21 protein-coding genes are annotated in these 23,029 nt (G+C 43.7%); 6 read left to right on the top strand and 15 right to left on the bottom strand.

What is annotated here, in order from left to right:
• Window positions 1-107: 107 nt before the first annotated feature.
• Window positions 108-1,730 (top strand): ABC-F family ATP-binding cassette domain-containing protein, encoded by a 1,623-nt coding sequence (locus tag IGJ25_RS01340; RefSeq protein WP_005226380.1) that lies wholly within the window; start codon window positions 108-110, stop codon window positions 1,728-1,730.
• A gap of 101 nt (window positions 1,731-1,831) precedes the next feature.
• Here IGJ25_RS01340 and IGJ25_RS01335 read toward each other — a convergent pair whose 3' ends face one another.
• The 14 genes from IGJ25_RS01335 to dnaA form a co-directional block, all read right to left on the bottom strand.
• On the bottom strand, window positions 1,832-2,707 hold the full coding sequence (locus IGJ25_RS01335; RefSeq protein WP_081116709.1) for a DegV family protein: 876 nt from the start codon (window positions 2,705-2,707) through the stop codon (window positions 1,832-1,834).
• A 140-nt stretch (window positions 2,708-2,847) separates the two neighbouring features.
• On the bottom strand, window positions 2,848-4,140 hold the full coding sequence (locus IGJ25_RS01330) for an adenylosuccinate synthase (RefSeq protein ID WP_005232916.1): 1,293 nt from the start codon (window positions 4,138-4,140) through the stop codon (window positions 2,848-2,850).
• Between the two features lie 247 nt (window positions 4,141-4,387).
• Window positions 4,388-5,758 carry a replicative DNA helicase gene (gene dnaB / locus IGJ25_RS01325; protein WP_005226374.1) on the bottom strand — a complete coding sequence of 457 codons (1,371 nt, stop codon included), beginning with the start codon at window positions 5,756-5,758 and terminating at the stop codon, window positions 4,388-4,390.
• Window positions 5,759-5,866: 108 nt separating this feature from the next.
• Window positions 5,867-6,319 (bottom strand): 50S ribosomal protein L9, encoded by a 453-nt coding sequence (rplI, locus tag IGJ25_RS01320; RefSeq protein WP_005226371.1) that lies wholly within the window; start codon window positions 6,317-6,319, stop codon window positions 5,867-5,869.
• A gap of 15 nt (window positions 6,320-6,334) precedes the next feature.
• Window positions 6,335-7,783 (bottom strand): DHH family phosphoesterase, encoded by a 1,449-nt coding sequence (locus IGJ25_RS01315; RefSeq protein ID WP_015508681.1) that lies wholly within the window; start codon window positions 7,781-7,783, stop codon window positions 6,335-6,337.
• A gap of 240 nt (window positions 7,784-8,023) precedes the next feature.
• Window positions 8,024-8,260 (bottom strand): 30S ribosomal protein S18, encoded by a 237-nt coding sequence (rpsR, locus tag IGJ25_RS01310; protein WP_005226367.1) that lies wholly within the window; start codon window positions 8,258-8,260, stop codon window positions 8,024-8,026.
• Window positions 8,261-8,283: 23 nt separating this feature from the next.
• Window positions 8,284-8,808 (bottom strand): single-stranded DNA-binding protein, encoded by a 525-nt coding sequence (gene ssb / locus IGJ25_RS01305; protein ID WP_005226365.1) that lies wholly within the window; start codon window positions 8,806-8,808, stop codon window positions 8,284-8,286.
• Window positions 8,809-8,851: 43 nt separating this feature from the next.
• Window positions 8,852-9,151, bottom strand: coding sequence for a 30S ribosomal protein S6 (rpsF, locus tag IGJ25_RS01300; protein ID WP_005226363.1), 300 nt, complete (start codon window positions 9,149-9,151; stop codon window positions 8,852-8,854).
• A gap of 263 nt (window positions 9,152-9,414) precedes the next feature.
• Entirely contained in the window at window positions 9,415-11,940 is a 2,526-nt protein-coding gene (gene gyrA, locus IGJ25_RS01295; RefSeq protein ID WP_016608933.1) for a DNA gyrase subunit A, read from the bottom strand.
• A gap of 23 nt (window positions 11,941-11,963) precedes the next feature.
• Window positions 11,964-13,913, bottom strand: coding sequence for a DNA topoisomerase (ATP-hydrolyzing) subunit B (gyrB, locus tag IGJ25_RS01290; protein WP_015508678.1), 1,950 nt, complete (start codon window positions 13,911-13,913; stop codon window positions 11,964-11,966).
• Between the two features lie 5 nt (window positions 13,914-13,918).
• Window positions 13,919-15,031, bottom strand: a complete 1,113-nt coding sequence (gene recF / locus IGJ25_RS01285; protein WP_010748471.1) for a DNA replication/repair protein RecF — start codon at window positions 15,029-15,031, stop codon at window positions 13,919-13,921.
• Window positions 15,018-15,257, bottom strand: coding sequence for a S4 domain-containing protein YaaA (yaaA, locus tag IGJ25_RS01280; RefSeq protein ID WP_438779074.1), 240 nt, complete (start codon window positions 15,255-15,257; stop codon window positions 15,018-15,020). Before yaaA ends, recF begins: the two co-directional genes overlap by 14 nt.
• Window positions 15,258-15,479: 222 nt before the next feature.
• Window positions 15,480-16,610, bottom strand: coding sequence for a DNA polymerase III subunit beta (dnaN, locus tag IGJ25_RS01275; RefSeq protein ID WP_081116710.1), 1,131 nt, complete (start codon window positions 16,608-16,610; stop codon window positions 15,480-15,482).
• A 159-nt stretch (window positions 16,611-16,769) separates the two neighbouring features.
• On the bottom strand, window positions 16,770-18,107 hold the full coding sequence (dnaA, locus tag IGJ25_RS01270; protein ID WP_015508676.1) for a chromosomal replication initiator protein DnaA: 1,338 nt from the start codon (window positions 18,105-18,107) through the stop codon (window positions 16,770-16,772).
• 511 nt (window positions 18,108-18,618) lie between these two features.
• Here dnaA and rpmH point away from each other — a divergent pair.
• From rpmH to jag, 4 genes are all read left to right on the top strand, one after another.
• Window positions 18,619-18,753 (top strand): 50S ribosomal protein L34, encoded by a 135-nt coding sequence (rpmH, locus tag IGJ25_RS01265; protein ID WP_002356012.1) that lies wholly within the window; start codon window positions 18,619-18,621, stop codon window positions 18,751-18,753.
• Between the two features lie 147 nt (window positions 18,754-18,900).
• Entirely contained in the window at window positions 18,901-19,236 is a 336-nt protein-coding gene (gene rnpA, locus IGJ25_RS01260; RefSeq protein WP_015510644.1) for a ribonuclease P protein component, read from the top strand.
• A gap of 18 nt (window positions 19,237-19,254) precedes the next feature.
• Window positions 19,255-20,079 carry a YidC/Oxa1 family membrane protein insertase gene (locus IGJ25_RS01255; protein WP_010748469.1) on the top strand — a complete coding sequence of 275 codons (825 nt, stop codon included), beginning with the start codon at window positions 19,255-19,257 and terminating at the stop codon, window positions 20,077-20,079.
• Window positions 20,080-20,096: 17 nt separating this feature from the next.
• On the top strand, window positions 20,097-20,855 hold the full coding sequence (jag, locus tag IGJ25_RS01250) for an RNA-binding cell elongation regulator Jag/EloR (protein WP_081116711.1): 759 nt from the start codon (window positions 20,097-20,099) through the stop codon (window positions 20,853-20,855).
• A 203-nt stretch (window positions 20,856-21,058) separates the two neighbouring features.
• Here the strand turns inward: jag and IGJ25_RS01245 are convergent, their stop codons facing one another.
• A complete protein-coding gene (locus tag IGJ25_RS01245) occupies window positions 21,059-21,388 on the bottom strand; it encodes a heavy metal-binding domain-containing protein (RefSeq protein WP_016608917.1) in 330 nt (109 codons plus the stop codon).
• Window positions 21,389-21,626: 238 nt separating this feature from the next.
• On the opposite strand from IGJ25_RS01245, the gene mnmE reads away from it, so the two are divergent.
• Complete coding sequence (gene mnmE / locus IGJ25_RS01240) at window positions 21,627-23,024, top strand: tRNA uridine-5-carboxymethylaminomethyl(34) synthesis GTPase MnmE (protein WP_438779072.1); 1,398 nt, start codon at window positions 21,627-21,629, stop codon at window positions 23,022-23,024.
• Window positions 23,025-23,029 lie beyond the last annotated feature (5 nt).

The raw sequence follows: 23,029 nt of genomic DNA, 5'->3' as shown, positions 1-23,029 counted from the left end.
CCCTAAGCCTTTCCTGATGAAATCCTCGGCTTTACTTGAAAGTTTCAACATTCATCGCTATAATGCTAGGAGACTCCATGTCAATTTATATAAAGTGAGGAAAAGAATTGATTACAGTAAGTGATGTAAGTTTGCATTTTTCAGACCGCAAACTGTTTGATGATGTTAATATTAAGTTTACGCCTGGTAATTGTTATGGTTTGATTGGTGCAAATGGTGCTGGTAAATCAACTTTTTTAAAAATTTTATCTGGTGAGATCCAACCTTCAACCGGGAATGTGTCTTTAGGTCCTGATGAACGGATGGCTGTCTTGAAGCAGAACCACTATGATTACGAAGAGTTTCCAGTGATCGAAACGGTCATCATGGGCCATAAACGTCTCTACGAAGTGATGAAAGAAAAAGACGCGATCTACATGAAGGAAGACTTTTCTGATGAAGATGGGATTCGTGCCGCCGAACTAGAAGGCGAATTTGCGGAACTTGATGGCTGGGAAGCAGAGCCCGAAGCAGCTGTTCTTTTGCAAGGCTTGAACATTCCCGATGAATTGCATCATGTCTTGATGAAAGATCTAACTGCTGGTCAACGGGTGAAAGTCTTACTGGCACAAGCCCTTTTCGGTAAGCCAGACGTCTTGCTCCTAGATGAGCCTACCAACGGATTGGATATCCAATCTATCAACTGGTTAGAAGAGTTTCTGATCAACTTTGACAACACCGTCATTGTTGTTTCCCATGACCGCCACTTCTTAAATAAAGTTTGTACCCATATGGCCGATCTAGACTTCGGCAAAATCAAATTGTTTGTCGGCAACTATGATTTCTGGTTGGAATCAAGCCAATTAGCTGCGAAATTACAATCCCAATCAAATGCCAAAAAAGAAGAGCAGATCAAAGAACTGCAAGACTTTATCGCACGCTTTAGTGCCAATGCATCAAAATCCAAACAAGCAACATCTCGGAAAAAAATGTTGGATAAAATCACCCTTGATGATATTCAACCTTCGTCTCGCCGCTACCCGTTTGTCGGTTTTAAACCAGAACGTGAAATCGGGAATGACTTGCTGCAAGTCGACAATGTCAGTGTGACGATCGACGGCAAAAAGATTTTAGACAATATCTCTTTCACCTTGAACAAAGACGATAAAGTCGCTTTTGTTGCCAATAGCGATATCACCACCACGACGCTATTCAAAGTCATCATGGGGGAAATCACTCCTGATACAGGTAGTGTTCGTTGGGGCGTGACCACGCAGCATGCCTACTTGCCAAAAGATACGACCAGCGAATTTGATACGGATACCCCGATCGTTGATTGGCTGCGCCAATACGCAAGCAAAGAAGAAGACGACAATACCTTCTTGCGCAGCTTCCTAGGTCGCATGTTGTTCTCTGGTGACGAAGTATTAAAACCCGTCAACGTTCTTTCCGGGGGCGAAAAAGTTCGCTGCATGTTGTCGAAAATGATGCTTTCAAAAGCCAACGTATTGGTATTGGATGATCCAACCAATCACTTGGACTTAGAATCGATCACCGCATTAAACGATGGCTTGATGGCCTTCACCGGCTCATTGTTGTTTGCTTCTCATGACCACCAATTTATTCAAACCCTTGCGAACCGTATCATTGCGGTCTCTAGCAAAGGCGTGGTGGATCGTGCCGAAACGACCTACGATGAATTCTTAGAAAACAAAGATGTGCAAAAACGCGTAGCAGAAATGAATCAATAAGCTGCTTTTGAAAAAAAGAACGCTCCAGTTGCCCGCCACCAAGGCTGCAACTGGAGCGTTTCTTTTATTTTGCCTAGGTGCTTCGGGCGCTTTTTGGCAGGTTACGCTTGTTCTAAACGGGCTTTGCCGAATGAAAACAGCGCCAAGCAGCCATAGCCGGTATGACTGGAGATCGTTGGACCTAATGGATAATGATGAATAATAATGTCAGGAACTTTTTCGGTCAAACGTTTGATGACTTTCTCCGCTGCTTCGGGATCGCCAGCATTGGCAAAATAAACCGTATTGGTTTTTGATTCGTGAAGATTGGCGATGGTTTGATCCACGATTTTTTGGATCGCTTTGTTGCGTCCCCGCACTCGATCAACGCTGCGTAATTTTCCCGCAGTATCGACGGTAATGATTGGTTTCACGTTCAGCAATCCGCCGATCGCTGCCGCCGTTTTTGAGATTCTGCCGCCGCGTTCCAATTGTTTTAAATCGTCGACGGTGACCCATGAATCTAAACGCAGTTTGTTTTCTTCTACCCATTGGCTGACTTCCAGCAACGAACGTCCTTGGGCTTTTTGTTGGGCTGCTTCAGCCACTAAGAAGCCTTCGCCTAAACTCGCAGAGCGCGTATCGATCAAGGTGATCGCAACTTCTTTGTATTCTTCTTTTAGTAAGGCTACGGCTTGGACGGCACTTTGGAATGAGCCGCTCATTCCTGAAGAAAAACCTAAATAAAGGATCGGTGTGCCCGCTTCGACATACGGCCGAAAATACTCCATATAACGTCCGACATTGATTTGAGAAGTTGTCGGCTGCGCATGTTCTTTTAGTTTTCCTAAAAACCATTCCGTATCAAATTCTTTGCCCATATCATCGATATATTCTTTGCCGTCTAATTCGATCAGCATCGGAATATACGCAACATCTAGCTCCGCTAACCTTGCTGCTGGTAAATCACAGCAGGAATCTGTCATGATTTGAAACATGGTTTCACCCCTCTCGTTACCCCCTATTATAGCAAAAAAAGAACAAGACAGAAGAAATTCTCATCAAAAGCAGCCAAACTTATCGTTGACTGCTTTTGACACAGGAGTTCTTCGTCTTGTTCTGAAGCTTTTGCGTCAGATTAGATTTGTGCCCAAACACTTTCTAAAATGTTGGTTTGGCTGCGGTCTGGTCCTACCGAGAAGGTCGAAATGCGGACACCGACTAATTCAGAGATGCGGTGAACGTAATTGCGTGCATTTTCTGGCAGATCTGCTAATGTTTTGCAGCCAGTAATGTCTTCAGACCAGCCAGGAAGTTCTTCGTAGACTGGTTTGCAGCGGTTCAACTCTTTCAAGCTTGCTGGGTAATGATAGATCAATTCGCCGTCTAGTTCATAAGCCGTACAGATCTTCACGGTTTCTAAGCCGCTCAAGACATCGATCGAGTTAAGGGATAGGTTCGTGATCCCTGAAACACGTTTTGAATGGCGCATCACGACGGTATCAAACCAGCCCACACGGCGAGGACGTCCTGTCGTTGTTCCGTATTCACGACCGATCTTACGAATTTGTTCACCTGTTTCATCAAACAGTTCCGTTGGGAAAGGACCATCTCCTACCCGAGAGGTGTAAGCTTTGCAGACACCAACGACTTTGTTGATTTTTGAAGGGCCCACACCACTACCGATGGTAACACCTCCAGCAACGGGGTTGGATGATGTCACGAAAGGATAGGTTCCTTGGTCGATATCCAGCATCACGCCTTGTGCTCCTTCAAATAAAACCCGTTTGCCTTCATCTAAGGCATCGTTAAGGATCACCGAAGTATCCGTCACATATTTTTTGATTTGTTGGCCATATTCGTAATACTCTTCAAAAATGTCTTCAAAAGCGATTGGCTCTGCGTCAAACATTTTCACGAATTGACGATTTTTTTCTTCTAAGTTGATACGCAGACGTTCTTCAAAAATTTCTTTGTCTAAAAGATCAGCGATCCGAATGCCGACTCTGGCAGCTTTATCCATATAGGCTGGTCCGATCCCTTTGATCGTCGTACCGATCTTGTTGTCACCTTTGGCATCTTCTTGCAGCTGATCCAAATGGATGTGGTAAGGTAAAATAACATGAGCACGATCAGAGATCTTTAAGTTTTCTGTTATTATATTGTTTTCTTTCAAGTATGCTAATTCTTTAACTAATGATTTCGGGTTCACAACGACCCCGTTTCCAATGACACTGATTTTATCTGCATAAAAGATCCCAGAAGGAATCAAATGCAGTTTATAGGTCACACCGTCAAATTTAATCGTATGGCCGGCATTGTCTCCACCTTGATAACGTGCAATGACTTCCGCGTTTTCACTCAAAAAGTCCGTAATCTTTCCTTTACCTTCATCGCCCCATTGTGTACCTACTACTACTACAGATGACATATAATGACCTCTTTCTTTAATTAGTGCATTCCTTAAGTATTGTAACAAGATTCGCAAGCTCTTTCAATCTAAAATCGAATAATCGTTTTAAATTCTCATTTTTCAGGGGTAAAAAACGAACTATTTTCTTCTCAATAATTATTTATACACGTAAAAACGAATAAAGTCGGCACATAAAAAAAGCCCTGCTGCCATCAGCGCAATGCAGACGGCAGCAGGAGCCTTAGTTTCTCACATCGTTGGTGTCTTACCCGAACTCTTCTCGCGGCGAGACCGAGGAGAACTTATTGTATTCTTTGATAAATAGAAGTTCGACGGTCCCTCGGGCACCACTCCGGTTTTTCTCGATAATGACTTCGATCACATTGTTGTTTTGTTGTTCTTCTGGTTCATCGTCATCGTCGCCTTCGCTGCGGTAGTAGTCATCTCGGTACAAGAAAGCAACGATATCGGCATCCTGCTCGATCGATCCTGATTCCCGAATATCACTTAAAACAGGACGCTTGTCTTGTCGTTGTTCCACACCCCGAGAAAGCTGAGACAGTGCGATCACTGGCACTTTTAATTCCTTCGCCAGTTTCTTTAATTGGCGAGAGATCTCAGAGACTTCTTGTTGGCGGTTTTCGCGACCCGTTCCTTCAATCAGCTGCAAGTAGTCGATCAAAATCAAGCCGAGATTGCCTTTTTCTTGCGCCAGTTTCCGACAACGTGCCCGAATCTCAGAGATCTTGATCCCAGGGGTATCATCGATATAGATATTGGCGTTAGAAAGACTGCCCATGGCAACGATCAAATTGCGCCACTCTTCTTCTGAGAGCTGCCCCGTCCGCAAGTGACTGGCCTCAATCGAGCCTTCCGCACAAAGCATCCGGTTGACCAATGATTCAGCCCCCATTTCCAGACTAAAGATCGCTACGGAACGATCGGTTTTCGTTCCGACATTTTGCGCTATATTCAAGGCAAACGCGGTTTTCCCTACCGCGGGGCGGGCAGCGAGAATAATCAACTCTTCTTTTTGCAGCCCCGCCGTCATTTTGTCTAAAGCCGCATAACCCGTAGGTAATCCGGTGATTTCTTCATTGTTTTGCGCCAGCTGATCGATCGTTTCGATCGTTCGATTCAAGACTTCCGCTATCGATTGGAAGCCATTGCTGTTGCGCTTTTCGGATACTTCTAAAATACTTTTTTCTGCTTGATCAATGATCGATTGCACATCTTCATCTTGTTCAAAGCCTTTGGTTACGATGCGGCTCGCTGTTTGGATCAGATTGCGTAACGTGGCTTTGTCGTCAACGATCTTCGCATAATAAGCAATACTTGCTGCTGATGGTGAAGCTTGACTCAATTCAGTCAGATACGTCAGGCCGCCAACATCTTCAAGACTGTTGCTTTTTTCAATTTCTGCTTTCAACGTAATCAAGTCGATCGATTCACTACGGTCGTTCAACTGGATCATTGCTTGAAAAATTATTTGATGGCTGCGGCGATAAAAATCTTCTGGGGCGATTACTTCCATTGCATCGATGATCGCATCGGCATCTAAAAAGACTGCCCCTAGGACCGCTTGTTCCGCTTCAATATCTTGTGGGGGAACTTGATTTTGCCAAACTTCATTCATGCCATTCGCTCCTTCGTCCATTCATTCTACAAGATTCCCATCCAAAGTACAAGATTGCTTGGACGTTTGCCGAAAAAAACCCCAACATGTGACTGTTGGGAGTAATGCTTATTCTTGGATGGTATGAACATTGATCGTTGCTGTTACTTGTGGGTGCAATTTTACAGGTACTTGCGTAAAGCCTAATGCACGGATCGGCTGATCCAATTCGATTTTGCGTTTGTCGATCTTGATTTTGTATTGCTTGTTCAAGGCATCTGCGATTTGTTTTGATGGGATCGAACCGAACAAGCGGCCATCTTCCCCTGCTTTGGCATTGATCTTCACAACGGTTTCTTCTTTTTCAAGAAGTGCTTTTAACTCTTTCGCTTCTGCTAAGACTTCTGCGTCTTGTTTTTCTTTGGCTTTTTGTTTGCCTTTTAATTCTGCCATGCTTTCATTGTTGGCAGGTTTGGCTAAGTTGTTTTTGATCAGAAAGTTTTGTGCGTAGCCATTAGGGACTTCCTTGATATCGCCTTTTTTACCTTTTCCTTTGACATCTTGTAAGAAAATAACTTTCATCTTGGTCACTCCTTGTTATTGTTCATTTTTCGTTAATTCCGCTCGCAGCTGGTTTTCTACATCACCAATGCTGCTGTTCTTTATTTGAGTGGCTGCGTTGGTAAAATGTCCGCCGCCGCCTAATGCCTCCATCAAGGTTTGTACATTGACTTTACCAGTGCTTCTAGCACTGATACCGATCAAATCTCCTGGTTGTTTCGTAATGACAAATGCGGCATGGATCCCATTGATCGATAGCAGAGTATCGGCCGCTTTCGCAACGGTGACACTATCGTACACCCGATCTTCATCCGCTGCAGCAATCACGATATCTTCTCGGAAATGCTGGCTGCGAGAAACCAGTTCACTGATCATCAAATAGGAATCGAGATCCGTACTCAACATGTATTGAACCAATGACGTATCTGCGCCTTGGTTTTTCAAATAACCCGCAATATCAAAGGTCCGACCAGTGGTTCGCACCGTGAAGTTCTTCGTATCCACGTAGATACCCGCTAATAAAGAAGTCGTAATAAATTTCGGGACTTGCGATCTGCGAGAAGCACGATACTGGATCAATTCTGCTACCAGTTCCGATGCCGAAGACGCGGAAGATTCAATATACGTCAATAGTGGCTTATCGGGAAACTCATCCCCGCGACGATGGTGATCGATCACTGCGATTTTGTCAAATTCATCATAGACCGCTTGCGAGATCGACATCGATGGCTTATGGTAATCTACCATCACTAGCACACTTTCTTCATTTGATAAATTAACTGCTTCTTCCCCAGTGATCACAAATCGTTCCAGCTCGGGGTATTTTTTCAATTCTTCCAATGCCCGCTGAATGTCTGCGGTGATCTCTTTTGGATTTAAAATGATGTAGCATTCTTTGTCGCTCATCATCGCCATGTATGCCACCCCAAAAGCCGAACCTAAGGCATCCATGTCTGGGTAACGATGACCCATGATAAAGATCCGCTGGTTTTCAGCAAAAATCTTTCTTAACGCCGTACTCATGGCACGAGAACGAACACGCGTTCTCTTAGGTGTGCCGTCTGTATTGCCACCAAAGAATTGCGGTTTCGCTTCTTCTTTGGCTTCTTTTAAAACGACTTGATCACCGCCGCGAACTAACGCAATGTCGAGATTGTTTTGTGCCACTTCCCCGATCTCTTCAAAAGACTCTTCCCCATAGGAGATCCCCATACTGATCGTTAATGGCAGATCATTTTTTTCCGCAACTTGCCGTACTCTAGTCAAAAATTGGAATTTTTCTTCCTTCATCCGCTCAATATCTGAATACTTCGCGACGAAAAGAAACCGCTCGGAATTGATTCGTTTGTAAAAAACATGATTCTCACTTGCCCAATCAGAAATCAATGTCGTGATCAGCGAGTTCAAATAAGAAACTTGTTTGTCGTCTTTTTTCTCAATCAAATCATCGTAATTATCAATTGAAATCAACCCAATTGCTGCCATCTTTTTTACCCCTCAATGTATCATCCCATTTTTTTGAAGCTTTGTTCCTTATTTTACCACAAAACAATCAAATAGGCGATTGATGCAAAAAAGTTCCACGTGAAACTTTTTTGGTGAACCAACCAGGAAAAAATTTCTATCATTCGTTATTCTATCTATATATAAAATAACAAGTTACTCTTCGATGGATAAAAAAATTGACAAGCTTCAAAAGAAACTTGTCAATAAAAATCATTCGATTTATTCTTCGCCTACGAATGGAAGTAATCCCATGATACGCGCACGTTTGATTGCAATGGTAAGTTTGCGTTGGTTTTTCGCACCAGTACCAGTTACACGACGTGGTAAGATTTTACCGCGTTCTGAAATGAAACGTTTTAGTAATTCAATATCTTTATAATCGATATGTTCAATATGGTTTGCAGCAATGTAGTCTACTTTACGACGTTTGCGTCCGCCTCTTCTTTGTTGTGCCATCCTATTTCCCTCCTATCAATTTCTTAGAATGGTAAATCATCGTCTGAAATGTCGATTGATGAGTTTCCGAATGGATCGGAGTTGTCTCGATCAAAATTAGGCATTCCTGATGGTTGAGAGGATTGAGTTTGATTTGAGTTATTGTTACCAAATCCAGAAGAACTGTTTGAGTTATACGTATTGTTACTGCCAGATCCGCTATCAGTTGTGCGTCTTTGCTCGGAAGCATTCCGCGACTCTAATAATTGGAAGTTGTCAGCAACGACTTCTGTTACATAAACACGTTGGCCTTGTTGGTTGTCGTATGAACGGGTTTGAATACGTCCAGTAACCCCTAATAAAGTTCCTTTGCGTGCATAGTTTGCTAATGTTTCCGCTGGTTTTCTCCAAATAACACAGTTGATGAAATCAGCTTCGCGCTCTCCACTTTGGTTGGTAAAATTGCGGTTTACCGCCAAGGTAAAGGTTGCGACACCAGTGCCATTAGAAGTGTAACGTAAATCAGGATCTTTGGTTAGTCTTCCTACTAGTACAACATTATTAATCAAAGTTCATCATCTCCTCATCGCTTTTGTTTCATGTGAAACAATATTATGCTTCTTCTTTGACAATCATGTGACGGATAATGTCATCATTGATTTTCGCAAGACGGTCAAACTCGTTGATTGCACTTGCAGTTGTTGAAGAAGAAACTTTAACGATGTGATAGATACCCTCACGGAATCCATCCATTTCATACGCTAGACGGCGTTTTTGCCAATCTTTTGATTCGATAACTTCAGCGCCGTTATCAGTTAAGATTGAGTCAAAACGAGCGATCAATGCGGCTTTTGCTTCTTCATCAATGTTTGGACGAATGATATATAAAATCTCATATTTCGTGTTTTCCATTGATTTTTCACCTCCCTGTGGACTTTGGCCCCTAGTTTTCTAGGAGCAGAGAGAGTGGTCTAATTAGACTACTCACAAATAATTATTATACACTTTTTTCGTCCTTACTGCAAGCTGTTTTTTTGCGTCCCTGCATCTACCCATCACCGCAAACAATCGCTTACACTGATAAATACGTCAGCTGCTGCCGATTTTTTGAAAAAAGAATAGAAGACAGCAAGCTGCAGGTTCGCAGGTTGCTGTCTTCCTAGAAAACGTATTGCTTATTCTTGTGTATCCGTGGTGTCTTCCGTTGTTTCTTCCACATCTGGTACGTCTTGTACCGCTGTTTCTTCAGCAGTCGCTAGTTCTTCTTCGACTTCTGGTTCAACCGTTGCCATCGTCACTACTTTGGCATTGTTTTCCATCTTCATCAAACGAACCCCTAAGGTTGCCCGACCAGTTTGGGAAACAGTCGCTACATTGAAACGAATCAAGACGCCTTTATCGGTGATCACCATGATGTCTTCCTCACCGCTGACCGTCGTCAAGCCGGCTAATGGACCGTTTTTCGCCGTAATGTTGGCTGTTTTGATCCCTTTTCCGCCACGACCTTTGATTGGGTATTCAGAGCCTTTGGTACGCTTGCCGTAGCCGTTCTCAGTGATGACCAAGACTTCACTGTCTTCTGTGATCACTGCAGCGCCTACCACGTAGTCTCCGTCTCTTAGACGAATGCCTCGCACACCAGCAGCTGTTCGGCCCATATCCCGAACAAGCGCTTCTTTGAAGGTCACAGAGTAGCCATCGTGGGTTCCGATGATCACGACATCTTCGCCGTGGGTTTCAATTACATTGACCAACTCATCATTTTCCCGAAGACCGATCGCAATCAGACCATTGGCACGGATATTTGAAAAGGCCGTCACTGAGGTCCGTTTGACCACACCTAGACGCGTCGTGAAGAACAAGTAGCGTCCTTCTTGAGGCCCACCAGAAGCCGAAATGATCGCTTCGATCCGTTCGCTAGAATCGATCCCTAGGAGATTGATCACAGGGATCCCTTTGGCTGCTCGACCATACTCAGGAATTTCATAGCCTTTGGCTTTGTAAACTTTCCCTTTATTGGTGAAGAACAGTAATGTGTCATGAGTCGAACAAGAAACCAACGTCTTCACGAAGTCTTCATCGTGGATCCCCATTCCTTGAACGCCACGTCCGCCGCGGCGTTGTGCACGGAATTCAGACTTAGCTACTCGTTTGATGTACCCATTGTTCGTCAAGGTAATGACGATTTCTTCTTCTTCGATCAAATCTTCATCTTCAAGACTTAAGACTTCCCCAACCAATAATTCAGTCCGGCGATCATCGCCAAAGCGTTGGCCTAATTCTTGCAACTCCGTTTGGATGATTTCTAGGACCCGTTGTGGATTTGCTAAAATGTCTGTCAAATCAGCGATAAATTCTAACAAGCCTTGGTACTCGTTTTCGATCTTGTCGCGTTCCAAACCAGTTAAGCGACGTAAACGCATATCTAAAATCGCTTGCGCTTGGCGATCGGACAATTTGAAGCGCTCCATCATGCTATTTTTTGCTTCATCATCAGAATTTGATGCCCGGATCAAAGCAATGATCTCATCGATATGATCCAATGCGATCCGTAATCCTTCCAAGATGTGGGCACGAGCTTCTGCTTTGTTTTTATCAAACTGTGTCCGACGAGTCACCACTTCTTGTTGGTGCTCGATGTAGTTTTCTAAAATTCGTTTCAAGCTCAAAATCTTCGGCACGCCTTTTTCAATGGCTAACATATTAAAGCCAAAAGAAGATTGCAGTGCTGTCATTTTGTAGAGATTATTTAAGATCACCGACGCACTGACGTCGCGACGAACGTCGATCACGATCCGCATGCCTTCACGAGACGATTCATCCCGCAGATCGGTGATTCCTTCGATCCGTTTGTCACGGTGCAGCTCAGAGATCCGTTCGATCAACTTCGCTTTATTGACCATATATGGCAATTCAGTCACTAAGATCCGTTCTTTGCCGTTGGGCATTTCAGTCACTTCGACTTTTCCGCGAACAGTGATCGACCCTTTCCCTGTTTCATAGGCACGGCGAATACCGGATTTTCCCATCACGATCCCGCCAGTTGGGAAGTCTGGTCCTGGTAGGACTTCCATCAATTCACTCGTTGTGACTTCTGGATTTTCCATCAATAGATCGATGGCTGCAATGACTTCATTCAAGTTATGAGGCGGGATATTGGTCGCCATCCCAACAGCGATCCCAGTCGTCCCGTTGACCAAAAGGTTCGGGAAGCGGGCAGGTAATACCGCTGGTTCTCGTTCTGTATCATCATAGTTGCTTTGGAAATCAACGGTATCTTTGTTGATGTCCCGCAGCATCTCCATCGCCAGTTTACTCATGCGGGCTTCGGTATACCGCATCGCAGCGGCACCGTCACCATCGACTGAACCAAAGTTTCCGTGGCCATCGACTAGCATGTAGCGATAGCTAAAGGGCTGTGCCATCCGCACCATTGATTCATAGATCGCACTGTCCCCATGGGGATGGTATTTCCCCATGACATCGCCGACGATCCGGGCTGATTTTTTATGGGGCTTGTCTGGTGTGACCCCTAATTCATTCATTCCATATAAAATTCGGCGGTGAACCGGCTTTAAGCCATCCCGCACATCTGGTAAAGCCCTAGCAACAATTACACTCATTGCATAATCGATAAAGGACTCGCGCATTTCACTGGTCAGATTGACGTCATGAATATTTTGTTTTGCTTCTTCACTCAAGCTGTTTCCTCCTCTACGATTGGCTAGATGTCAAGATTTTTCACGTAGTGCGCGTTTTCTTCGATAAAGGCCCGTCTTGGTTCGACGCGATCCCCCATCAGCATTTCAAAAATTTGATCGGCTTCTATGGCATCATCTACGCTGACCCGCAGCATCATCCGGTTTTCAGGGTCCATCGTGGTTTCCCATAACTGGTGGTCATCCATTTCCCCTAGACCTTTGTAGCGTTGAACAGATGGTTTTGGTGTCGCAGGCAGTGATTCAATCGTATTTTTCAAATCTTGTTCGGCATTCTTGCCGGGTTGGATATAGTGGATATTTTTCCCTTGTTTGACACCGTACAATGGCGGTTGTGCGATATAGACATAACCAGCTTCAACGATTGGACGCATATAACGATAGAACAGCGTCAAAAGCAGGGTCCGGATATGGGCACCATCGACATCGGCATCGGTCATGATAACTAGCTTGTGGTAACGGGCTTTTGCTACATCAAAATCAGCACCAAACCCAGTTCCCATTGCCGTAAACAATGAACGGATCTCTTCGTTTGCTAAGATTTTGTCCATGCTGGCTTTTTCGACATTCAAGATCTTCCCACGGATCGGTAAGATCGCTTGGAATTCGCGACTGCGGCCTTGTTTTGCTGAACCGCCGGCAGAATCTCCTTCGACGATAAACAATTCGCATTTTTCTGGATCATTACTGGAACAGTCGGCTAATTTCCCAGGTAAGTTACTGATTTCTAACGCACCTTTTCGGCGAGTCATTTCCCGCGCACGTTTGGCTGCTTGACGGGCTTTTGATGCCAAAAGTCCTTTTTCCACGACTTGACGACCCACATTCGGGTTTTCCATCAAGAATTTCGTGAAATGTTCGGAAAAAAGACGATCAGTGACTGTCCGCACTTCGGAATTTCCTAATTTGGTTTTCGTTTGTCCCTCAAACTGAGGATCTGGATGCTTGATAGAGATAACTGCCGTCAATCCTTCCCGAACATCTTCTCCGGTCAGGTTTTCGTCGTTTTCTTTCATCAATTTTGACTTGCGGGCGTAATCGTTGATCACCCGTGTCAAGGCAGTCTTAAACCCGAATTCATGGGTTCCGCCTTCATAGGTATGGATATTGTTGGCAAAACTCAACAGATTGCTGTGGTAGCTATCGGTATATTGCATGGAAACTTCAACCGTGATTCCTTGTTGTTCTCCTTCTAAGTAGATCGGATCTGGGAAAATCACTGTCTTACTTGCATTCAAATGCTCCACATAGCTCTTGATCCCGCCGTCGTAATGATATTCTTTCAAGACGGGTTTTTCTTCCCGTTTGTCTTCGATCGAGATTTTTAAGCCACGGTTCAAGAAGGCTAATTCCCGAACCCGTGTCGCTAATTTATCAAAATTGAATACGGTTGTTTCCGTAAAGATCTCTGGATCTGGAACAAAGTGGACGGTCGTTCCGTGGCGGTCGGTTTCATCGATCACTTTCAAATCATCAACGACTGCCCCACGATGGTATTCTTGATAATACACTTTGCCTTCTTTATAGACTTTTACGTCTAAAGTCGTGGATAACGCATTAACGACGGAGGACCCTACCCCGTGCAGTCCACCAGATACTTTGTAGCCGCCACCGCCGAATTTCCCGCCGGCATGCAGGATCGTAAAGACGGTTTCTACCGCTGGACGGCCTGTTTTGGCTTGGATATCAACGGGGATCCCCCGACCGTCATCGACGACCGTAATACTATTATCTGGTTCAATGATCACTTGAATACTTGAGGCAAAGCCTGCTAGTGCTTCATCGATCGAGTTATCGACGATTTCCCATACTAAGTGGTGCAAACCTTCTGAACTGGTAGAACCAATGTACATCCCAGGTCGTTTGCGGACGGCTTCTAGTCCTTCCAACACTTGGATCTGACTGGCATCATAGGCTTTTGCACGTTCAACTAAGCTTTTTTCTTCTTCTGTCATTCAGTCTATTCTCCTTTAATATGTCCTTGCTCTACATAAAAAATCTCTGCTTCCACAGACATTTTGTCTTTCACATGTTCTAATGTCGTCGTTGTCAGAAAGGTCTGAACTTTTCCTTCAATGGTCTCCAATAAATGCAGTTGTCGGGAATCATCCAGCTCACTCATGACGTCATCTAATAAAAGGACGGGATATTCCCCCGTTTCTTCTTTCATCAAATCGATTTCTGCCAATTTAACACTTAAGGCTGTCGTTCGCTGCTGTCCTTGCGAACCAAAGGTCTGAACATTTTTCTCATTGATCAAAAAATCCAGATCGTCTCGATGGGGACCTGCCAACGTGACTTGCCGAAATCGTTCACGGTCTTTGACTAGTGCCAAGGCTTTGACAAATTGCTGTTGGATCTCTTCCAGCGTACTCGCCTCACCAGGCACATTCGATAAGTAGTCGATCTGCAAGGTTTCTTTTCCTTGGCTGATCTTTTGGTGCAGCTGATTTGCCCAATACGCCAAGCGCTGAACAAATCGTTGTCTGGCTAAAATGATTTTACTGCCGAAAGCCACCAGCTGTTCCGTCAAAACATCTAAATAGATCTCATCGGTCTGTTTTTTTTCATTCAGCTGTTTTAAGTATTGATTGCGCTGTTTCAAAACGGATTGGTATTGAACGAGATCATAAAGATAGATTGGATCGATCTGCCCTATTTCCATATCGAGAAATTTGCGGCGGACTTGGGGACTTCCTTTTACAAGGGAGAGGTCTTCTGGAGCAAATAAAATGACATTCAACTGCCCTATGTAACTACTGAGCTTTTTTTGCTCAATGTGGTTTACTTTCGTTTTTCGTCCTTTTTTTGACAAAAACAGTTCTAACGGGATCGTTGAGCGTCCCCGACTGACACTGCCAGAGATCCGCGCCCCTTCTGTGTCCCAGCGGATAAGCTCTTGCTCGCTGGAGGTGCGGTGGCTTTTGGTCATCGCCAATACATAGATGCTTTCTAAAATATTGGTTTTTCCTTGCGCGTTTTCGCCTAAAAAAATGACCAGACCTTTCTCAAAAGTCAGTGTCAGCGAATCATAGTTCCGATAATTGCTTAAATGCAACTCATTCAGGCGCATCGGCGTCTTCCTTCTTCACCATAAAAAAAGTACCTTCATCAGGTAGCTCAACACGCATTCCCGCATACAATTTGCGCCCTCGTCGATTTTCTGGCTCGCCGTCGACAAAAACGTTGTGCTCTGCAAGGTACCATTTCGCTTGGCCGCCGCTGCTGATCACACTGACTTCTTTGAGCATTTGTCCAAGTGTCATGTATTCCGTTTCTAACGGTATTTGCATTTTCATAATTCCCCTCAATTCTATCAAAGAGCGTTTAGCTCTATTATACTCTTTTTTTGCCAAGAAAACAAATTCATCGGCATATTTTTCATTCTCAGAAGACTTACTGCTTTTAGACAAAAAAGAAGCCAAAATAGAAAAAAGGGCTTAAAAACGATTTTAAGCCCTTTTAACTCATTTATTCATTTTCAGATGGTTGTTTCAACTTTTTTCAAAAGACATGAAAAACTAGTTGGTTCGCACCGGTGTGATCAGCTGGATAAAGCTGCCTTTGCTCTCTGTCGGTTCCAATGTAAAGGGACGGATCGCTGAGATAAAGCGGATCACGATGCTGGTGTCACCAAAGGCTCGGAGTGCTGCTTTCATATAGTCAGGGTTGAAAGAGATCTCTAATGGGTCGCCGGTCACTTTTTCAAAAGAAAGATCTTCTTCGACTTTCCCGATTTCTGGTGAGTTTCCATATAAGACAACGGCTTCTTCGGAGATCGCCAAACGAACGATGTTGTTACGGCCTTCATGAGAAAGCAATGACGCCCGTTCGATGGCTTGTAACAATTCTGGGACAGAAAATTCAATCTCAGTATTGAAGCTTGAAGGAATCAGACGGTTGGTATCTGGGTAAGTTCCTTCCAATAAACGAGAATAGAATTTCATGGTTTTCGTTTGGAACAACACTTGGTTATCCATAATGCTGATTTGGATCGCTTCTTCTTCATCTGTTAAGGAACGAGAAAGTTCCGTTAAGCTTTTGCCAGGAATTACGATGTTGAAGGCTGTTTCTCCGCTTTCCAATGGAATCACCCGTTGGCTCAAACGGTGTGAGTCCGTCGCAACAGCTAATAATTTTTGATTTTCTAAGACAAAGTGTACCCCAGTCAAGATCGGACGGCTTTCGTGTTGCGAAACCGCAAAGACTGTTTCACCAACGACCTTGTTCAATACGTGCGCTGGAATTTCGATCGAATCTTGACTTTCGACAACTGGTAAATGTGGATAACTATCGGCATCCAAGCCGTTGACGGTAAAGTTGGCTTTTCCAGAAGTGATCGCTACTTGATTATTGTCTAAAACTTCTAACGTTAAGGTACTTTCAGGCAAACGACGAACAATTTCGCTGAAGAAACGTGCTTGTAAAACGATCGCTCCTGTTTTTTCGATTTGCATTTGCGCTTTTTCGTTTTCCACACTTAAAAAAGTTTCAATGGAAATATCGGCGTTGCTCCCAGTCATGGTCAATCCTTTTTCGGAAAGAGATAATTTTACTCCAGTTAAGATCGGGATGGTGGTTTTGGTTGAAATCGCCCGTTGGACAGTTTGTAATTCTTGCATGAACTCTGTTCGGTTTAAAGTTAGCTTCATAGCGATACTCCTTTAATTTATAGTTATTAAATAAAAGTAATAGTAGTAATAGGCTTGTTAGTAATGTGGATAACTCGAGAAAAGAGTGATTAGACTAACGAAAATGCCTGTGAATAACTTGTGGACAACTTTTTTGGTTCTTCTTTTCTTATCCACAGATCAGCTGAAGAGGATTTGTTTGATTTCAGCGATCTCATTTTTGATCGTGGGATCTGTTTCGACTAAATGCTGAATTTTTTCATGGGCATGAATGACCGTTGTATGGTCTTTGCCGCCAAATTCGCCGCCGATTTTTGGTAAAGAACTATCGGTCAGTTCTCGAGAGAGATACATCGCGATCTGCCGTGGGACCACGATGCCTTTGACCCGTTTTTTCCCTTTTAGATCATTGACATGAATGTGATAGTATTTTGCGACTTCTTCTTGGATTTGCAAAATCGAAACTTGGGTCGAGCCATGGCTTGATTTTAAGGCTTTGATGGCTTCAGCTGCCAAGCTCGTTGTAATGTCTGAGTTTTGCATCGTAGCAAAAGCTTGCACCCGCACGAGTGCTCCTTCAAGTTCTCGGATATTCGAATCGATCTGCCCAGCGATATAACTTAAGGTATCGTCGGGGATCTCCAAGCGTTCGGCTTCGGCTTTTTTCCGCAAAATCGCAGTCCGCGTCTCTAGATCCGGCGGGGTGATATCAACGGATAAGCCCCAAGCAAAACGGGAAACTAAACGTTCCGGCAAAGTCGGGATCTCATTTGGCAAACGATCACTTGTCAGGACGATCTGTTTATTATTGCGATACAGTTCTTCGAAGGTATTAAAGAATTCTTCTTGGGTTCCTTCTTTATTGACTAAGAATTGAATATCATCCACCAGCAAAAGATCAACATTGCGGTATTCGTTTCGAAAATCTTCCATTTTGTTCTTTTGAATAGAAGTAATGAAATCATTGGTGAAATTTTCACTACTAACATACTTGATTTTGGCATTGGGACGTTTCAGCAACATTTGATGACCGATCGCGTGCATCAAGTGGGTTTTCCCTAAACCAACGCCACCATAGAAGAACAGCGGATTATAAATAGACCCAGGATCTTCTGCAACAACTAAAGCAGCAGCGTGGGCCATCTGATTGCCTTTCCCGATGACAAAGGTATCAAATGTGTATTTTTCATTTAAGATCGATTTTGGCGGCCGCTCGTTTTCTTCTGCAGCTGTTTGAATAGTAGAAGGGGCTGTTTTTAAAGCTTCTGCTTCTTCGACAGTCACAAAACTAGGAATCAATTCTTCACCAGTTTTCATAAATCCCATTTCAACAATTTTGGCAGCTAGATTTTTTTCCCAATAAGATTTATGAAGATCGCTGGGTACTTCGATCAGCAGCTGATTTTTTTCAAACGACAAGACATTGGCAGTCTCGATCCAAGCACTATAACTGGCCGGATTCAGCTCTTCTTTAAAGGAACGTTGAAGATCTTGCCAAATAGAATCAGCAGATGGCATAAATTGTCCTCCTATAACTAAGAATAGATATAACTAAAATAGCACGGATTGAAAAAGTTTTCCACAGATTACGATAAAAAAGGTTAGAAAAAAATACTTTTCCACAAAACGGGATAAAAGAAAAATGGAAATGCACATGTTCGAAATCCGACTATCCACAGGTAGAAAAAGAATGTGCATAACTGTAAAACAATCTCCTTTATCCACAGATCGATGTGAAGATCACACCTTGGTAACACTAGGTTTCGGGGTAGTTATCAACAGCTAAAAAAGTGATTGTGGAAAACTTTTCTACAGGCTGTTTGTTTGTGGAAAAAGCCAAAATAACTCTGGGGAAAAAGTTATCCACAAAAATTGGCTATAAACAGCAAACCCACACAAATCAAAGGGATTGTGGATAAAGAATGCCTGATTTTGAGCAAACTTCTTATTGACAAACTAGTACTTGACTCGTTATACTATCAAAGTATGTCTGTGCGCATAAGCATTATCCTGATGGAGGTGGAAATAAATGAAAAGAACGTATCAACCAAATAAACGTAAACGTCAAAAAGTTCACGGATTCCGTAAACGTATGAGTACAAAAAATGGACGTCGTGTTTTAGCTAGCCGTCGTCGTAAAGGCAGAAAGGTTATTTCTGCGTAAGCCACTGAATGCCAGTGGTTTTTTTTTATGCCATTTTTGCGGAATATAGTGTCTGACTTTTGGCAAATATGGTATTATTGACAGGTGAGTGGTTACGGATTCAATCCGTTTCGCGAAGCTTAATTGAAAGAAGTGAAGGAACCGAAGATGAGAAAATCCTATCGAGTAAAAACAGAGCAAGATTTTCAAAAAGTTTTTCAGGCAGGAAATTCTTTTGCAAATCGGAAGTTCGTGGTGTATGTCTTACCTAAAGAGCAATCACATTTTCGAGTTGGTTTATCTGTAGGGAAAAAAGTCGGTAATGCAGTGAAGCGAAATGAGATCAAGCGCAAGATCCGTGCAAGTTTAACGGAAATGAAGCCGCGAATCGAACCAGCGGTCGATTTCATCGTGATCGCCCGTCCAAGTATCGCCACTTGTTCCTCAAAGGAAATCTACTCGAATTTAGAGCATGTCTTAAAACTTGCCAAAATTATTCATTAATGGAAAGGAATTAGTTACGTGAAAAAAGGGAAACGCGTCTTACTATTTTTGGGAGTTCTCTCATTAGTAGTTGTCTTATCTGCCTGCGGTGCAACAGGTGAAGTAAATGCACAAAGTACTGGTCTATGGGACCGTTACATCGTTTATTATTTTGCAGAGGCGATCAAAGCCCTCTCCTTCGGCAATGCCGGGATCGGGATCATCCTCTTTACATTGATCATTCGGGTCATTTTGATGCCGTTGATGCACTTCCAAACCAAAAGCATGCGCAAAACGCAAGAATTACAACCGAAGTTAAAAGCGCTGCAACAGCAATATGCGTCAAAAGATACAGAAACACAAAGCAAGTTAAAAGAAGAAACACAACGTTTGTATGCGGAAAACAATGTCAATCCTTATGCCGGCTGTCTGCCATTATTGGTACAAATGCCGATTTTGATGGCCTTGTGGCAATCGATCTCACGGGTTCCTGCTCTGCAAGAAGGAAAATTCTTATGGCTGCAGCTGGGTGATCGTGACCCATACTTCATCTTGCCGATTTTAGCGGCGCTCTTTACTTTTGCAAGTACCTACTTATCAAGTATGAGCCAAGTGGAATCAAATGCGAGTCTGAAAATCATGAATTTCGCTATGCCGATGATGATCTTACTGATGGGGATCAACATTGCCAGCGGTCTTTCCTTGTACTGGGTCGTTTCCAATGCATTCCAAGTTGTGCAAACAATGATCTTAAATAACCCATTCAAGATTCGCCAAGAAAGAGAAGAAGCTGCCCGCAAAGAACGCGAGCGTGAACGTGCGCTGAAAAAAGCAATGAGTCCTAAAAAGAAACGGAAAAAATAAGAGGAGGTTGCACTGCAATGCCGATTTATGAAAATCTGACAGTAGATGAAGCAATTCAAGAGGGATTGCAAGTCCTTGGTATCACCAAAGATCAAGCAGTAATCGAAGTCCTGGATGAAGGAAAAAAAGGCTTCTTGGGTCTAGGAAAAAAACAAGCACGGGTCTCCATTGAAAAACGAATCGTTGAAGAACCGGCACCCGTTGAAGAAGTACCAGCAAAACCGCTGGTAGAACCAGATCCTGTGACGACAGAGGATGCAAGCAGTGTGATGGAAGCAGCAGCGAGCGAACCTGTTTTGCTGACGGATCTTTCAGATGAGGAAGCGCTGGCTCAGCTGGGACTCTATCTGACAAATATTTCAAAAGCATTGAATGCACCCGCCTTAGTAAAAACCGCTCGTCAAGACGGCGTGATCGTCTTTCATTTAGAAACGCAAAAACAAGGCATTTTGATTGGGAAGCACGGCAAAACCTTGAATGCACTGCAATATTTGGCGCAAGTGTATATTCACCGCATCGCGAAAAACAAATTGTCGATTGTAGTGAATGTCGGAGATTACCGTGAAAAACGTCAAGCGATCTTAGAACGTTTGGCTAGCCGTACTGCTGAAAAAGTCAAACGAACAGGCCGCCCAGTCTTTTTAGAACCGATGCCGGCGTTTGAAAGAAAGCAGATCCATTCAGTTTTGAGTAAAGATGCGTATGTTCAAACTCATTCTGAAGGGGATGAACCGTATCGCTACTTAGTAGTGGAACCTGCGGACAAACGAATTTAATGAAAAAGGGAAAGGCGGTCTGACAAGCCTTTCCCTTTTTTGATGGGAAAAAGCGATTGACAACAAATTTAAAACCAAGTATCCTTGACTAGAAATCATTCTTATCAAAGTCAACATACGTTACGTAGGTCAGCCTTTGGTATCAAAAAAGAGTCCGTATGCCGCGGACTCTTTTTTGTATTTTTCTTTGATGATAGAGGCAATTAGCCGCCGATGGTTGATTGAGTAAATTGAACCACTGTACCATAGGCAAAGATCTCAAGGAAGGTTTTGTCGCCTTCGACGATGCGGTCATGTTCGAAATGACAGTTGATCACTGCATTCGCTCCGTAGCTGTGGGCGGTTTCTTTTAAGCGATAGGTCACATCTGCCAACAGGTCGTTCAAATTCACAGATGTATCAAATAGATCTACTTCGATTTTGTCTGCCGCAAAGACGATATCCCGCACGACGTAAGGCCGATTCACGTTTCCTGTCGATAAAATGATTTCTTTAATGCGAGCAGCGCTGTTTGATGATTTGATGGTTTCCATAATAGATCCCTCTTTTCTTATTCTTTGCTTTTATTTTAAAGGTTTTTGCGGACAGATGCAAAATTTAAAAGTTTTTGAAGGAAGCTTGCGACTCACGCAAAAATGTGCTAATCTATTTCCAGAATTTAATTGACAAGCAGTCAAAGTGCTAAGTCTACTCGTTTTTATTGATTTTCGATCAATTTGACGGGTGGAGTGGGCACTTTTTTTATGTGAAAAAATAGGAGGAGCAAGCAACATGGCGAATATAACGCAAGAATTTGATACGATTGCCGCGATTTCCACCCCGCCAGGCGAAGGGGCCATCAGTATTGTGCGATTAAGCGGGGAAGAAGCGATCGTAATTGCGGATCGGATTTTTCAAGCAGGCACTAAAACCCTCGCCCAAGTCCCTAGTCATACGATCCATTATGGTCATATCGTGGACCCAGAAGAAAACCGTTTGATGGATGAAGTGATGCTATCAGTGATGAAAAAGCCGCGGACCTTTACCCGAGAAGATGTCGTCGAGATCAACTGCCACGGCGGGATTGTTGTCGTCAATCAACTCTTGCAGCTGGTTTTACGACAAGGCGCACGGTTGGCTGAGCCGGGAGAATTCACGAAGCGGGCCTTTTTAAACGGACGGGTTGACCTTTCTCAAGCCGAGGCGGTGATGGACCTGATTCGTGCCAAGACCGATAAGGCGATGAATCTCGCAGTCAATCAGCTGGATGGCAATCTTTCCCACTTGATTCGGATCTTACGCCAAGAGATCTTAGAGACGCTGGCGCAAGTTGAAGTGAATATCGATTACCCTGAATACGATGATGTGGAAGAATTGACGACCCGCTTATTGCTAGAAAAAGCCACGATGGTCAAAGGGCAGATCCAAGCCTTATTAGCGACTGCCCAACAAGGAAAAATTTTGCGAGAAGGTTTGAGTACCGCGATCATCGGTCGGCCGAATGTCGGTAAATCCAGCTTATTGAACCATTTATTAAGGGAAGAAAAAGCCATCGTGACAGACATTGCTGGTACGACTCGAGATGTCATTGAAGAGTATGTCAATGTTCGCGGGGTACCGTTGAAACTGATCGATACGGCTGGTATCCGCGAAACAGAAGATGTCGTTGAGAAAATCGGGGTCGAACGCAGCCGCAAAGCATTGGCAGAAGCGGAGTTGATTTTGCTGGTTCTCAACCAAAGCGAAGGATTGACCCAGGAAGACAAACAATTGCTGGAGCTGACTGCTGGCAGCCGTCGGATCATCTTATTGAATAAGACCGACCTTGAGCCAAAATTAGCACCCGCTGAGCTAGCGCAGTACGCAGCAGATGAACCGATTTTTTCTGTCTCTGTGTTGACCAACGAAGGCTTAGACCAACTGGAACAAGCCATTGCCGATCTATTCTTTGGGGGCAAGACCACCGATAAGGATGCTTCCTATCTTTCTAATACTCGCCACATTGCCTTATTAGAAAATGCCGTTCAGTCGTTGTCTGAGGTCATCCAAGGGATCGAAGCAGGAATGCCTGTCGACTTGGTTCAAATCGATATGACACGCTGCTGGGACTATCTAGGAGAAGTTGTCGGCGACAGTGTCCAAGATGAGTTGATCACCCAATTGTTCAGTCAGTTTTGTTTAGGAAAATAAAGAAT

The sequence above is a fragment of the Enterococcus sp. DIV0240d genome (genome assembly GCF_051711245.1).
Lineage (GTDB): Bacteria > Bacillota > Bacilli > Lactobacillales > Enterococcaceae > Enterococcus_D > Enterococcus_D casseliflavus.
Note: the sequence above shows the minus strand (reverse complement) of the source record. Positions and strands in the feature narration are given on the sequence as shown.

Coding starts and splice junctions, on each gene's coding strand:
- IGJ25_RS01335 (WP_081116709.1), bottom strand. CDS start 2,707: ATGTTTCAAATCATGACAGATTCCTGCTGTGATTTACCAGCAGCAAGG.
- IGJ25_RS01330 (WP_005232916.1), bottom strand. CDS start 4,140: ATGTCATCTGTAGTAGTAGTAGGTACACAATGGGGCGATGAAGGTAAA.
- dnaB (WP_005226374.1), bottom strand. CDS start 5,758: ATGAATGAAGTTTGGCAAAATCAAGTTCCCCCACAAGATATTGAAGCG.
- rplI (WP_005226371.1), bottom strand. CDS start 6,319: ATGAAAGTTATTTTCTTACAAGATGTCAAAGGAAAAGGTAAAAAAGGC.
- IGJ25_RS01315 (WP_015508681.1), bottom strand. CDS start 7,783: ATGGCAGCAATTGGGTTGATTTCAATTGATAATTACGATGATTTGATT.
- rpsR (WP_005226367.1), bottom strand. CDS start 8,260: ATGGCACAACAAAGAAGAGGCGGACGCAAACGTCGTAAAGTAGACTAC.
- rpsF (WP_005226363.1), bottom strand. CDS start 9,151: ATGGAAAACACGAAATATGAGATTTTATATATCATTCGTCCAAACATT.
- gyrB (WP_015508678.1), bottom strand. CDS start 13,913: ATGACAGAAGAAGAAAAAAGCTTAGTTGAACGTGCAAAAGCCTATGAT.
- recF (WP_010748471.1), bottom strand. CDS start 15,031: ATGCGCCTGAATGAGTTGCATTTAAGCAATTATCGGAACTATGATTCG.
- yaaA (WP_438779074.1), bottom strand. CDS start 15,257: ATGAAAATGCAAATACCGTTAGAAACGGAATACATGACACTTGGACAA.
- dnaN (WP_081116710.1), bottom strand. CDS start 16,610: ATGAAGCTAACTTTAAACCGAACAGAGTTCATGCAAGAATTACAAACT.
- dnaA (WP_015508676.1), bottom strand. CDS start 18,107: ATGCCATCTGCTGATTCTATTTGGCAAGATCTTCAACGTTCCTTTAAA.
- rpmH (WP_002356012.1), top strand. CDS start 18,619: ATGAAAAGAACGTATCAACCAAATAAACGTAAACGTCAAAAAGTTCAC.
- rnpA (WP_015510644.1), top strand. CDS start 18,901: ATGAGAAAATCCTATCGAGTAAAAACAGAGCAAGATTTTCAAAAAGTT.
- jag (WP_081116711.1), top strand. CDS start 20,097: ATGCCGATTTATGAAAATCTGACAGTAGATGAAGCAATTCAAGAGGGA.
- IGJ25_RS01245 (WP_016608917.1), bottom strand. CDS start 21,388: ATGGAAACCATCAAATCATCAAACAGCGCTGCTCGCATTAAAGAAATC.
- mnmE (WP_438779072.1), top strand. CDS start 21,627: ATGGCGAATATAACGCAAGAATTTGATACGATTGCCGCGATTTCCACC.